A 13244-nucleotide genomic window follows, 5' to 3' on the forward strand; every position below is an offset into this window, starting at 1 on the left:
CAAATCAGGGAGATACGGTGATGCGGGTTCTGGCTTCGATGCTTGCGGCGACGATATTGAGCGGTGGCGCCGGCCTTGCGGGCGGTGCCGCGCTTGCCCAAATCGCACCGATGACCAAAACGAACACTGCCGCCGACCCGTATATCTGGCTCGAGGACAAGGACGGCGCGAAGCCGTTGGCCTGGGTCGAGGCGGAGAATGCGAAGACGTTGCCGCGGCTGCAGAACGATCCGCGCTACAAGACCTTCTATGCCGAGGCGCTGGCGATCGCGTCGGCGAAGGATCGCATCCCGATGCCGAACCAGATGTTCGGGCGGATCTATAATTTCTGGCGCGATGCCGATCATCCGCACGGGCTCTGGCGTTGGACCAGGGCGGCGGATTACGCGAGCGCCACGCCGAAATGGACGACCGCGCTCGATCTCGATGCGCTGGGCAAGGCCGAGGGCAAGCAGTGGGTGTGGAAGGGGTCGACCTGTCTCCAGCCCGAGGAGCGGCTGTGCCTCGTCGCGCTGTCGGAGGGCGGCGAGGATGCAGTGACATACCGCGAGTTCGACCTGTCGACCGGTGCGTTCGTCGCGAACGGCTTTATGCTGCCGAAGTCGAAGCAGGATGCGAGCTGGGTCGACAAGGATACGCTGCTGGTCGCGCGCGACTGGGGGGCGGGGACGACGACTCAGTCGGGCTATGCGTTCGTGCTGAAGCAGGTGAAGCGCGGCCAGCCGCTGGCTTCGGCGACCGAAGTGTATCGCGGCGCGGCGACCGACCAGGGGCCGACCGGTGCGGACGTGCTGACCGACGAGAAGGGCAATCGGCTGGTGGTGATCCAGCGGCGGAAGACGTTCTTCGGCGCGGACAAGCTGGTGTGGACGCCGGCGGGGACGCGGCCGCTCGCGCTGCCCGACCGGACGTTTCCGGCGGGGATGATCGACGGACAGGTAATCTTCTCGACCAGCGATCCTTGGGGCAAGATCCCCGAGGGGGCGGTTGCTTCCGCGCCACTCGCCGAGGTGGAAAAGGGAACGATTAACCCGACGATCGTGTTCGCGCCGGGGCCGCGCCAGTCGGTCGACGGGATGGCGCTGACCAAGTCGAAGCTGTTGCTGGTGGTGTCGGACAACGTCCGCGGCCGTGCGTCGGTTTACACGCATGGGGCGGGGGGCTGGACTGCCAAGCCGATCGCGCTGCCCGACAACGCCTCGATCGACGTCGCGAGCACGACGGATCGTAGCGACGATGCGTATCTGACGGTCACCGGGTTTCTCACGCCGACGTCGCTCTATTCGCTGGATGCGGCGACGGGGGCTGCGCCGAAGCCGATCAAGACTTTGCCGGCGAAGTTCGATGCGTCGAACGATGTCGTCGAGCAGTTCGAGGCGGCGTCCACTGACGGGACGAAGGTGCCATATTTCGTGGTGCACAAGAAGGGCATTGCGCTCGACGGGACCACGCCGACGATCATGACCGCATATGGCGGTTTTCAGGTGTCGATGACGCCGAGCTATTCCGGGAGCACCGGCAAGCTGTGGCTGGAGCGGGGCGGGTCGTATGTGCTCGCCAACATCCGCGGCGGCGGCGAATTCGGGCCGAAATGGCATGACGCTGGGCGGAAAACGAAGCGACAGGTGATCTATGACGACTTCGCGGCGGTGGCGAAGGACCTGTTTGCGCGGAAGCTGACGAGCCCGGCCAAGCTGGGAATCTATGGCGGGTCGAATGGCGGGTTGCTGATGGGGGTCGAGTTCAACCAGCATCCGGACCTGTGGAAGGCGGTGACGATCCAGGTGCCGTTGCTCGACATGATCCGGTATGAGGGGATCGCGGCTGGGGCGTCGTGGGTCGACGAATATGGCTCGGTGACGGTGCCGGCGGAGAAGGCGTTCCTCGAGACGATCTCGCCGTATCAGAACATCAAGAAGGGCGTCGCGTATCCGGAGCCGTATATCTGGACGACGACCAAGGACGACCGCGTCGGGCCGCAGCATGCGCGGAAATTCGCGGCGCGGTTGAAGGAATATGGGCTGCCGTATCTGTATTATGAGGATACCGCCGGCGGGCATTCGGGCGATGCGGATATCGAGCAGGGGGCTCGGTTGCAGGCTTTGCAGATGACGTACTTCACGCAGAAGCTGGTCGGGGTGGGGAAGTAAAACCTGTAATCCTCCCCCGCCAGGGGGAGGTGGCAGGCATCGCCTGACGGAGGGAGAGGAAGGGGAAACCTCGGTTCCGTGTCCTCCCCCTCCGTCACCTTCGGCGACACCTCCCCCTGGCGGGGGAGGATCGACCGTCGATCAGCGGCAGCGGACCTGGCTGTTGCTCTGCTCCACTGCACGTCCGGCCAGGCCACCCGCGGCAGCGCCCAGCAACGAGCCGACGATGCGCGAACGGCCGCCGTCGATGACGTTGCCGAGGATACCGCCGCCCGCCGCGCCGATGATCAGCCCGGTTGTGCCGTCGTTGCGCTTGCAGTAATATTTGCCGTCCTGGCCGGCATAGACGCGGTCGTTGGTCGCCAGCGTGCGCTCCTGGTAGTTCGGGCCTGCGCGGTAATAGCGCGAGGGGTCGTAATTGCCCTCGTCGCGCTCGTCCGGATACGCTTCCTGATAACCACGATCGGGTGCGGTGCGATAGCCGCCCTGCGGCACATACCCGCCGCGGTTGCGGACCGACTGATAGCGATCGAATTCCTGGCGGAAGATCTGCAATTCGCTGTCGAGGCGCGACTGGGCGGCGGCGAACCGCGCATCGTCGGCCTGCGACTGCGCGAGCGCGGGGGTGGCGGCGGAGAGGCAGGTAGCGGCGATCAGTGCAGCCGTACCGAGAAAACGCTTCATGATCCGGATCCTTCTAGAGTGTCACGACGATGACGGGCGGCAGCATCGCGCCACCGCCTGCCCGATATCAAGACTTATCAGCGGCAGATCTGCACGCGACGGTTGTGGCGCCATTCGGTGCGGCAGCGGCGGTTGTTGTTCCAGTTGCGACGATCGTTGTCGCGACCACGATAGCGGCGGTTGTCGTGACGATCGCCGCGGTGATCGTTGCGGCGATAATCGCGGCGATCGCCCCGGTGGTCGCCACGGTGATCGTTGTCGCGATACTGCTGGCTGTGCCCGCGATCGCGCTGCGCTTCTGCGGGAGCGGCGGCACCGAGACCGAGCGTGGCAAAGGCGAGGCCCGCGGCGATGAGATGCGTAAACTTCATGAGATGTCCTCTCGAACCCGACAATCGGGATGCGCCGTTGATACGGTTGTTTGGCGGCATCGTTCCTGAACGACATTGTCGGCTGGCGTACAGGTTCGTCGAGCGCGCGGGGATATTGCGGGCTTGGAGTCGCACGCTTGGATATCGGACGCATGGAACCCGGCGCAGGATATCGGTATGGGGGCGCACGAGGCGGGGTTTCTCGACCCTCGCCGTTCGGTGGCCCGGTCGAAAATCCGGTCGAGGACGCGAAGGCCGACGGCGCTTCGGCGATGGAGACGGACGATTTTCAACCTGATATTCGCGACGCCGTGCCTGTTCGTTCTCGCGCGCTGGCTGTGGCCGTTGGCGTTGCCGTTCTGGATGAAGGCCGGCATCGGCATAATACTCCTGCTGGCCTCGCAATATCATTTCTGGAGTCGGCTATCGTCCGGGTCGATCTTCGCGCCGGAGTTTCCGCGGGCGATCGTCATTCTCTTCAATTGGGCGTTCGGCGCGATCGTGCTGCTGGCGGTGCTGCAGATCTTGCTCGACCTTGGTACGCTCGCGACGATGCTGGTGCGGCGTGGATCGGTCGGGGTGCCTGACGGCGTCCGCTATGCGATCGGCGGCTTGGCGGGGCTGCTCGCCGCGATCGGCGTCGCGAACGCCGTGCGGGTCCCGCCGGTCGAAGATGTCGAGATTCGCGTGCGCGACCTGCCGCCGCAGTTCGACGGGTATCGGCTGTTGCAACTGACCGACCTGCATATCAGCCGCTTGTTTCCCGAACGCTGGACCCGCGCGGTCGTCGACCGGGCGAATGCGACCGGTGTCGACCTGATCGTCGTGACGGGGGACTTCATCGACGGATCGGTCGCGATGCGCCGCGCGGACGTGGCACCGCTGGCGGATCTTCGCGCGCCGGACGGCGTGTATGCCATTCCCGGCAACCACGAATATTTCTTCGATTACGCGGCCTGGATGCGACATCTGTCGGGGCTGGGCATCCGCATGTTGCCGAACGCGCATACAATGCTGACGCGTGGCGACGCCGGGCTGGTGATCGCGGGCGTCACCGATCTGTCGGCGCCCGGAGTCGGACAGCCCGGTCCCGATCTCGACGCCGCGCTCGCGGGTGCGCCACGCGACATGCCGATCGTGCTGCTCGATCATCAACCGAAGAATGCGCGGCGGTCGGCGGCGCGGGGCATCGCGATCCAGCTTTCGGGACACACGCATGGCGGCATGATCCGCGGGTTAGACCGGCTGTTCGCATCCGCCAATGGCGGGTTCGTGACGCGGCGGTACAATGTCGACGGCATGACGCTGTACGTCAGCAACGGCACCGGGTTGTGGCCGGGGTTCGCGTTGCGACTGGGGCGGCCAGCGGAGATGACGCGGATCACGCTGCGCGCAACGCGGTAGAGTGCGCAGACTTCCGAGCGACTTGATGACTTTCCCGGCGCCACCCCGCGGGCTAAGTCCGCCAAGGCGATGGCAACGACGATCGCAGGAGAGAGGCAGCGTATGCGCGTGATGATGACCAGTATGTTCGTGTGTCTGGCGCTGGCGGGATGCGGCGCGGACCCCGACCGATCGAACCAGACGACCGTCGCGCGCGACACCGAAACCACTGCACTGGCGGCAGAATCGTCGCCGGCATCGACGCGGGCACCGACGAAGGTCGCGCTGACGTCCGGTCCGTCCTCGAAGCCGGCCGCCTCGACACCGATCTCGTCGGAGCTGCTGTCGTGCAAGGCCGAGATCGGCGAGGCCGCCGCCGCCAAGCGCGTGGCGATATGCCGGGATGTGTCACCCGCGACCCATCCGCCGTGCAACGCCGTCAACAGCTGTGCGATCATCGAGGACGAGATCGCACGGAGCTGTGCACTATTCGATGGTAAAGGTGCGCCAATGGCAGGGTGCGGACCGGCGCCGAAGAGCATGGAAGCGGCCGCCGCGGTGGTGCGACGCTATTATTCGGCGATCAACGCGCGCGATTACGCGACCGCTTGGACACAGTGGGGCGATGAGGGCCGGCCGGGCCAGACGCTCGCCGCGTTCGAGGCGGGATTCGCGCATACCCGCAGCACCCGTGTGACGATCGGTGCGCTACAGCCCGGCGACGGCGGTGCCGGATCGATCTACCAACCGGTGCCCGTCACGGTCGATGCGACTCTCGACGACGGTACGCAGCAGCGCTTCCGCGGCACCTATGTCGTGCGCCGGGTCAACGATGTCGACGGCGCGTCGGCGAGCCAGTTGCGGTGGCATATCGGGTCGGCACAATTGAAGCGGATACCCGCAGCGTAAAGACGTAACCCAGGGGCCGGCGACATTGCGCCGGCCCCTGGGGCATGGCTCAGACGAGCGTCAGGCCGACGTCGACGTTGCCGCGGGTGGCGTTCGAGTACGGGCAGATCTGATGCGCCGCATCGACGAGCTCCTGCGCCCGATCGCGCTCCAGGCCTGGCAGCGTCACCGTCAGGTCGGTCGTGATGCCGAAGCCACCAGCCGCACGCGGACCGATGCCGACCTTGGCAGTGACGGCGACGTCGTCCGGAACCTTCATCTTCAGCTGCTGGCCCGCAACCTTGAGCGCGCCGATGAAGCATGCGGAATAGCCAGCTGCGAACAACTGCTCGGGGTTGCTGCCGTCGCCGCCTGCGCCGCCCAGTTCCTTCGGCGTCGAGAGGGCTACGTCGAAGCGGCCGTCCTGCGAACGTGCGTGGCCGTCACGGCCGCCGGTTGCGGTGGCTTCGGTGGTGTACTTGACGTCGATCGACATGCTGTATCTCCATATTGCTTATCGCGATAACTATTTAGGCGGGCACGATACGGAAGTCCAGCAACAATTGTCGCGATAAACATTTTCATGCTATACCCGATTGCGAAGGAGCCCCGCCGTGTCCGATCCCCTGCCGCTCGACCAACAGCTCTGCTTTTCGCTGTATGCCGCGACGATCGCGATCAACCGCGCGTACAAGCCAGTGCTCGACCGGCTCGGCATCACCTATCCGCAGTTCCTCGTTCTCCAGACCTTGAACGAGGCGGAGGATGGGTGTTCGATCGGGGCGATCGCCGAGCGGCTCGCGCTGGAACCGAGCACGATCACGCCGCTGGCAAAGCGGCTCGAGGCCGCCGGGCTCGTCACCCGGATTCGCAATCCTGCCGACGAACGCCAGGTGCGCGTTCGCCTGACCGACGCGGGCAGGGCGCGGTGGACCGAAACGGGCTGTCTCGGACCATTGATCGTCGAGCGATCGGGCATGACGCCGGACCGTCTCGCGTCGCTCAATGCGGAAGTCGCGGCCCTACGCCGTGCGCTCGCCAGCGAGGCGCCGGCTACGCAGTGAAGCGCCGGGCTTGCGGCTATCGCGCCCGAGCCGCCGTCGGTTGCCCCGACCGTCGCTTCCATGCAGACGTGCGATACGGGAAGGGCGCGCGACATGGGGATCGTCGAGTTCAGGCGGGGATGGGGGTGGTTGCTGTTGGCGACGCTCGCGATCTCGACGATCGGCGACGAGATCTCCCTGATCACGCTGATGTTCCGCACGGCCGGCGATCGTGCGCCATTCGCCGTACCGCTGCTGCTCATGGCGCAGCTGCTGCCGGGGCTGCTCGCGACGCCGTACATCGGTCGCCTCGTCGATGCGCGTGACGCGGGCATGCTGCTTGCCGGGGCTGCGTTGGCCGATGCGGTCGTGCTGGTCTGGATGGCGTATCATCCGGATCTGAGTTCGACGCTCGCCGGCGCCAGCGTCCTCAGCATCCTCTTTGCGATCGGCGGGACGGCTAGCTTCGCGCTCATCCCCGTGTTGGCGACCGGACTGGGGATGACGCTGGCGCGTGCGAACGCGGGGCTGGAGTTCGTGCGGAGTGCGGGCATGCTCGCGGGGCCGGTCGTCGGGGGCATGCTGGTGGCTTGGGGCGGGGCCGGCAACGCGCTGCTGATCGATGCGGCCAGCTTCGCGCTGCTCGCCGCGGTGATCGTGGGTAGCGGCCTGCGGCGTCCGGTCGAGCGCCATGTCAGCGTGGGAGGGCGGACCCTGTTCGCGGACTATATGCCGGTGTTGCGGGATCGGCGGATCGTCATCATGATCGGCGCCCTGACGTTCGGCGTCTTCGCCAGCGCGATCGCCGATGTTGCGTTCGTCTTTCTGGTGACCGTTTCATTGTCCGCGGGTTCGATAGCGTTCGGGCTGCTGACCGCCTGTTGGGCGGGCGGGATGATGGCGGGTGCGGTCGTCGTGGGAACATGGCCCGTGAACCGACCGGCACCCGTCGCCTTTGCGTCGGTCATGGTGATGGGTACGATGATGGTCACGATCGGTGTCGCCGGTGCGACCATACTGGCCGGACTGTCGATGGTGGGGATCGCCTTCGTCATCGGCGGCGCGGCGAACAGCGTGCACAACGTCGCCGTCCGGACGATGTTGCAACGCGAATCGCCCGCTAGCGCTCACGGCAAGGTCGCAGCCCTTTACAGCGCGGCAACGAACAGTGCGGCGATCCTTGGCTACATGGTCGGCGGCCTTTTCATGCCGGACGGCGCAATCGACGCGTATCTTCTCGGAGGGGTGCTCGGGATCTTGGCCGGCGGTATCGGATGGCTGTTGTTCGCGGTGCTGAAGCCAAGAGCAGCCCGGCTATGAGATAGGTGGACCGAAGACCGACCATCCGGTGCGTGCGTTGAGCATCTCCAGCGCACGGACGCCGAGCATCGAGTTGCCGTGCTGGTCGAGATTGGGCGACCAGACCGCGATCGATGCAATGCCCGGCGCGATCGCCAGGATGCCGCCGCCGACGCCACTCTTGGCGGGGAGACCGACACGTACTGCGAAGTCGCCCGAACCGTCGTAATGGCCGCACGTCATCATCAGCGCGAGGATGGTGCGCATGCGTTTGGCGCGGTCTGCGGCGTCGGCCGAAATGCGCGTGTCGGCCAGATAGCGACCGGCTTGGGCCAGTCCGACGCAATCGACCGCCACCGCACACTGCCGCGCATAGGCATCCATGATCGCATCGATCGGCGATCGGATATTATCGTGGTGGACCATGAAATGCAGCATGGCGCGATTGAGGTCGCCGCCTTCCTCGAGCACGTCCTTGTCGAGCGCGACCGCTGATTTCGCTGCGGTGTCGTCGATGCCGTCGCGTACGAGATTTAGAACGGCGTCCTTCGCTCGATCGCCGAAGTGTTCGACCAGCATGTCGACTATCACCAGCGCGCCAGCATTGATGAACGGATTGCGCGGGACACCGCAGGTTCGTTCCAGATCGATCACCGAATTGAACGGATCGCCCGAGGGTTCGCGCCCGACGCGCTTGAACAACGGGTCGCCGATCTTCTCTATCGCCAAGCTCAGCGCAAAGACTTTTGAAATGCTCTGGATAGGGAAGACGGTGTCGGCCGATCCCGCTCGGATCAGCGATCCGTCGGCCATCGCGATCGCCATGCCGAACGGGCCTGGTTCGAGCCCCGCTATCTTCGCGTCGGCCGCATGCTCGATATCGCGGGCATCGCGCTGGATGGTAGTGGCAATTTCGGTGGCGATATCGGCGAGGGGCATGGTGGTCGAGGCTCCGTATTCGGAGCGACAACGCCCGCTGCTCGTTTCGTCTCCCCTGGCGTGGGCGAGGTCGCCTTCATTGCGTCACGAGGCCCGGCAGTACGCTCTTTTCCAAGGGAAAGTCCCCGTCTGGGACGGTTGTAAGGAACAGGTCATGGCCATGCGACGCGCAAAGATGCACGAACCGCCATGATGTAAATCAAGCGGGGCGGCGATGATCTGGATAGTTGGGGGCGGCGTCATAGCGGCCGGAGCGATTTTACTGCTGCTCGTCGTGACGAAGCGTCGTCGTCGAGCGGGCCAGTCGTCAAGCCGCTATATCCACGATGTGGATAGCACGCGGGCCTGGACGATGATGAACCAGCCTGGCACCAACAAGCACCCTCGCGGCTGACATCCGTCGCGGCCCGGCCCGGCTGTTCGGATTTTTCGATATTCGGGCGTATCGGGTGTCGATGACGGCCCGACGCCGCGCTTGAGAGCAGCAAATGGGGCGACGATGCTTCGCCGCCCCAACCGACTCAGTTGCTGTCGGAATTGTCGTCGTTGTCGATCGCCATGTACAGACCGCCGCCAACTGCGACTGCAGCGATGGCGATGATCAGCAGGCCGGAACCGCTGACGTCAGCGAAATGGCTCTTCTTCCCGGTCGACGATGCGGCGCGAACCGACTTCGTGGTCGAGAGCGATGCTGCGGAATTCGATGCTGCGCTGGCGGCCACTGGCATTGCTGCAACGGCGATCGCGGACAGGGAGAGGATAAGTTTACGCATTTGAACGCTCCAATATTTTACAAGAAGGGCTCGGATAGGAGATTTTCCGAAAATTTTGAAGAGCTAATTGAAGTTAAGAAAATCGGAATTGATCTAGATTTTGGTGGGCCGTGCAGATGCTTGCGCAATCGAGCGAGTTTATTCGGCTGTAAAGCCGGAGCGCTGCGGACGATCTGCGCACTTCAATTGGACGAAGTTACTGCCAAGCACGCTCAGCTGCGATAATTAGTATATATATCGCAATGGGATAGTGTGATTTGGCCGAGCGGAAGCGACGCCTTGAACTGTGGGGGGCGATCACCGCAAGCCTTGGCGAGCCACCAGAAAATCGATCTGTTGCCGTGTGATGCCAGCAGCGAGTGCCGCCTTGAAGATCGCGGGCCGCGGATGGCGTCGGCCGAGTGCGATCACGAGCATCCGCAGCGCTTCGAGGCGGGGATCTGCCAGGCGCGTGACCTGCTCGAACCCGAAGAGCGTCTTGCACAAAGTAGCAAGCCAGCCATCCGGTTTGAGGTACGATTCCCGATCTCGCCGACCGATCTGGACAACCATCAGCTCCAGGACATCGAACGGCTGTATCTCGGCGTTTGCCGGCTCGCCGAAAGGAAGCGGAGGGCGGTTGGCCCGCGTGGCTGGGGATCGTCGGTGGTCCGGGTCGTGGCTTCTACGCCGAGGCAATGAATTGATGATCAGCAGGGCATTGGCCGTTGCGTGAGACAGATACGGCGTGGATGTCGACGACAGGAGCATGAGGGATGCCAACATGCTAAAGTCCGAACCGATAGGTCAGGCCCAGGCCGAGCGTCTTCTGGTTGCGCGATCCGCGTTCGCGGACGAGGGGAGACTTGGCGGCGTCTCCCGACAATCGATCGAACCCGCCGATCAGGGCCGCACTGAGCTTGGGGGAGATGGGAACGACGACGACCGCGTTGACGCCGTAGGACTGCAACCCGCCCTTGGCATCGAACCGTGCAAGACCGGTACGTGAGGACTGTCCGGCATCGATGCTGAAATACGTCGACTCGTATTTGCTATCGACGACCGTCGCGCCCGGGCCGACCGAAAGGATGATCGGCCGATCACCGACGCTCAGGCCGGCGAACGGGGTCGTGTATCGCAGGCCGAATTCGGCGATGACGCCGTCATGGCCGCCGAGCCCCTTGCGCACCTCCGCGTTCGCCGAGAACGGGCCAGACTGATAGCGGATATAGCCACCTGCCTCGATGGTCGCGTCGACGTCGCCCATACCGAGCAGTGCGGTGGACCGCTTACCCGCGATCATGAACGTGGATTTGCCGTTCTCCCGGCGCTGCTGCTGGAATTTGACGACCGGGCCCGCTCTGAAGCTGTCGGTCTTGATCAGATCGAAACCGACGCCATCGAGGACCGAAATGAAGAAGCGGTCCTTGTAACGCACGGCGATATTGGGACCTGCCTGGAGCTGATAATCCTTGGATCCGACGAAGTTGGGGCTGTAAAAGCTGCCCACGCCGAGCTGGATCTGCCAATCGTCCCGCGGCTCATCTGGTGTGCCGGCGGCACGGATCGCGCCGGGATCGAGCGGCGGACGCTCCTGCGCGGATGAAGCCGTGGCCCCCAGCGTTGCAGCAGCGCAGAGGACGGCGGAACGGCACAAGACGGAGATTTTCATATAAGACCTTATGGCTGCTGCCGAACGCGCTCAGAGCGGTGTCCGCCGGGCATGGAGGCACGGCCCGCGGTTCGTGACCGAGGTGGAGGCGCGCTGTCGGACGAGTTCGGAGCGGTTGTTTGAAATGCAGATTTCGTCGACCGAAGCCGTGGCGTTCGATTGCCGATCGACGAAATCTTCAGACGACGGCGATCACCGGCTTAAGTGAGACGTCTTTGCCGAATACGTCGCTACGCATCGGCTATAGTGCGTGAGTAGATGAGTAGGGATCTGCGATATCGGTGCTTTTTATTGCGCTGGACCACAGGTGCCTCCTTTCCTGACTGAGACGCCGACGATATCGATATTCCCCATCACGAATATTTTATCGAGCAATGTCAGATTATTGGCTTTGGTTTAGTCTTGCGTAACACCGAAATTACTCAATCGTGCTCGCAAAAATGTGATTTTGAGTCTGTCGAGGCGCATTGATAGGCATTCACAAAATCGATAACGCTATTGCTTGCGTTCGGTATTGGATGTTGACGGCATATGCCGAATAGAGAAATTCTGGGAATGCTGGTTCCATTGAGGCCGGCATTGCTACGATTTCTCGCCTCCCGTGGCGCCGCCGCGGACGAGGCGGAGGATATTCTCCAGGAAGTGTATCTTACTATTTCGGCTGCAAAGATCGGTCCGGTCACGGAGCCGCGCGCCTATCTGTACCGGACCGCCAACAGTCATTTTCTCGATCATCGTCGGGCGGCGGGACGACGCGTGCGACGCGAGGGCGACTGGGTCGATGCGCATACCGGCGAGGATCGGGAACTCGACGAACGGCCCTCGGCCGAGACGTCGCTGATCGCCAACCAGCAGGTCGCGATCTTGCAGCATGTGTTGGACGGACTGCCGGAGCGAACCCGGACGATATTCCGGCGCTTCCGGGTAGAGGGCGAACCGCAACGGCAGATCGCCGCGGACATCGGCGTCAGTGTCAGCGCGGTCGAGAAGCATCTGACGCGCGCTTACGAAGCGATCGCCGCTGCGAGACTTCATCTGGATGAGGATCATTCGATGCCGCGGCGTCTCAGGCATGAAAGAGGGCATCATGGAGACTGAGACAGCCCATCGCCACGACGCACGCGCGATCGAATGGCATGTTCGGCTTCGCCATGGCGACGACCGCGCATGGGAAGCGTTCGCCGACTGGCTTGCCGAGGATCCGCGGCATGCTGCTGCATATGACGCCATCGAACGCGTCGATGCCGCGATCGCGCCGCTATTGTCGGAGGTGTCGTTCGCGCCTGCGGAACGAACTGCCGCCAACGACGATGCCGTCCTGCCCGCGCCTGACCGCAGGGTACGCGGCTGGGCGATCGCCGGCGGCGCACTGGCCGCGTCGGTCGCCGCGGCGATCGTCGTCGCCCCGCAGTTCGAGTCGGGCCGCTACGATGTCGCGACCGGCCCCGGCGAGCGCCGGACGATCGCACTGGACGCGACGACTATGGTGGCGCTCAATGGCTCGACGCGAATGACGTTCGATCGCAAGAATGCGCGGTTCGCTTCGCTGGTCGGCGGCGAAGCCTTGTTCCGCGTTCGCCATGACGATGCCGCGCCGTTTACGCTTCACGTCGGTCGCAACCGGGTTGAAGATGTCGGAACCGTCTTCAACGTCGTGAACGATGCAGGCGGGGTGCGGGTCACGGTGGCCGAAGGCGAGGTCGTGTATAACCCGGGCGATAGGGGAATTTCCCTCCATGCCGGCCAGGGATTGATCGATCCGTCGTCCTCGAAGACGGTGCGCGTGATCGCTACGCCGGTCGCGTCCGTCGGCGGGTGGCAAAAAGGCCAACTGCTCTATGGTGGGGCGCCACTGTCGAGCGTGGCAGCCGACCTCGCCCGGGCGCTCGGCGTTCGCATCGACATGGCGCCCGCCATCGCAAACCGCCCGTTTTCCGGTGCAATTCGCCTCGACGGTTCGGGCCCCGGTCAGCTCGAACGACTGGCGCCGGCTCTGGGCGTCACCGTGCAGCGTGGGTCGGCGGGCTGGATCATGAAACCCGGTGACGGTGCTGCGCGCTAGA

General features: G+C 64.2%; 14 protein-coding genes. 7 read left to right on the forward strand and 7 right to left on the reverse strand.

Going from position 1 to position 13244, the window contains the following annotated elements; translation table 11 throughout:
- Positions 1-20: 20 nt before the first annotated feature.
- Complete coding sequence (locus IFR23_RS02025) at positions 21-2150, forward strand: prolyl oligopeptidase family serine peptidase (protein WP_192974481.1); 2130 nt, start codon at positions 21-23, stop codon at positions 2148-2150.
- Between the two features lie 141 nt (positions 2151-2291).
- Here IFR23_RS02025 and IFR23_RS02030 read toward each other — a convergent pair whose 3' ends face one another.
- Positions 2292-2834: a glycine zipper 2TM domain-containing protein gene (locus IFR23_RS02030; protein WP_107961800.1), complete on the reverse strand. Its 543-nt coding sequence runs from the start codon at positions 2832-2834 to the stop codon at positions 2292-2294.
- Positions 2835-2911: 77 nt separating this feature from the next.
- Positions 2912-3205: a hypothetical protein gene (locus tag IFR23_RS02035; protein ID WP_107961801.1), complete on the reverse strand. Its 294-nt coding sequence runs from the start codon at positions 3203-3205 to the stop codon at positions 2912-2914.
- Between the two features lie 345 nt (positions 3206-3550).
- On the opposite strand from IFR23_RS02035, the gene IFR23_RS02040 reads away from it, so the two are divergent.
- Positions 3551-4609, forward strand: coding sequence for a metallophosphoesterase (locus IFR23_RS02040; protein ID WP_244655389.1), 1059 nt, complete (start codon positions 3551-3553; stop codon positions 4607-4609).
- Positions 4610-4723: 114 nt separating this feature from the next.
- The gene (locus tag IFR23_RS19995) at positions 4724-5497 is read left to right on the forward strand and encodes a hypothetical protein (protein ID WP_244655390.1); all 774 of its coding nucleotides are present in this window, start codon (positions 4724-4726) and stop codon (positions 5495-5497) included.
- A gap of 49 nt (positions 5498-5546) precedes the next feature.
- Here the strand turns inward: IFR23_RS19995 and IFR23_RS02050 are convergent, their stop codons facing one another.
- A complete protein-coding gene (locus tag IFR23_RS02050) occupies positions 5547-5972 on the reverse strand; it encodes an organic hydroperoxide resistance protein (protein WP_107961802.1) in 426 nt (141 codons plus the stop codon).
- Between the two features lie 118 nt (positions 5973-6090).
- On the opposite strand from IFR23_RS02050, the gene IFR23_RS02055 reads away from it, so the two are divergent.
- Together IFR23_RS02055 and IFR23_RS02060 are read left to right on the forward strand one after the other, a co-directional pair.
- The gene (locus tag IFR23_RS02055) at positions 6091-6540 is read left to right on the forward strand and encodes a MarR family winged helix-turn-helix transcriptional regulator (RefSeq protein WP_107961803.1); all 450 of its coding nucleotides are present in this window, start codon (positions 6091-6093) and stop codon (positions 6538-6540) included.
- Between the two features lie 60 nt (positions 6541-6600).
- The gene (locus IFR23_RS02060; RefSeq protein WP_244655391.1) at positions 6601-7839 is read left to right on the forward strand and encodes an MFS transporter; all 1239 of its coding nucleotides are present in this window, start codon (positions 6601-6603) and stop codon (positions 7837-7839) included.
- On the opposite strand, the gene glsA is transcribed toward IFR23_RS02060, so the two are convergent.
- The 4 genes from glsA to IFR23_RS02080 form a co-directional block, all read right to left on the reverse strand.
- Positions 7834-8757, reverse strand: a complete 924-nt coding sequence (gene glsA / locus IFR23_RS02065; RefSeq protein ID WP_192974482.1) for a glutaminase A — start codon at positions 8755-8757, stop codon at positions 7834-7836. The two genes, IFR23_RS02060 and glsA, sit on opposite strands and share 6 nt — an antisense overlap.
- A gap of 521 nt (positions 8758-9278) precedes the next feature.
- Positions 9279-9530, reverse strand: a complete 252-nt coding sequence (locus IFR23_RS02070; protein WP_146168560.1) for a hypothetical protein — start codon at positions 9528-9530, stop codon at positions 9279-9281.
- A 297-nt stretch (positions 9531-9827) separates the two neighbouring features.
- Positions 9828-10295: a hypothetical protein gene (locus IFR23_RS02075; RefSeq protein ID WP_192974483.1), complete on the reverse strand. Its 468-nt coding sequence runs from the start codon at positions 10293-10295 to the stop codon at positions 9828-9830.
- Between the two features lies 1 nt (position 10296).
- Entirely contained in the window at positions 10297-11181 is an 885-nt protein-coding gene (locus tag IFR23_RS02080) for a MipA/OmpV family protein (RefSeq protein WP_192974484.1), read from the reverse strand.
- A gap of 555 nt (positions 11182-11736) precedes the next feature.
- On the opposite strand from IFR23_RS02080, the gene IFR23_RS02085 reads away from it, so the two are divergent.
- Together IFR23_RS02085 and IFR23_RS02090 are read left to right on the forward strand one after the other, a co-directional pair.
- Positions 11737-12279 carry an RNA polymerase sigma factor gene (locus IFR23_RS02085; protein WP_192974485.1) on the forward strand — a complete coding sequence of 181 codons (543 nt, stop codon included), beginning with the start codon at positions 11737-11739 and terminating at the stop codon, positions 12277-12279.
- Positions 12269-13243, forward strand: a complete 975-nt coding sequence (locus IFR23_RS02090; RefSeq protein ID WP_192974486.1) for a FecR family protein — start codon at positions 12269-12271, stop codon at positions 13241-13243. The genes IFR23_RS02085 and IFR23_RS02090 overlap by 11 nt, the downstream gene beginning before the upstream one ends.
- Position 13244 lies beyond the last annotated feature (1 nt).

The sequence above is a fragment of the Sphingomonas sp. CFBP 13603 genome (genome assembly GCF_014892665.1).
GTDB lineage: Bacteria > Pseudomonadota > Alphaproteobacteria > Sphingomonadales > Sphingomonadaceae > Sphingomonas.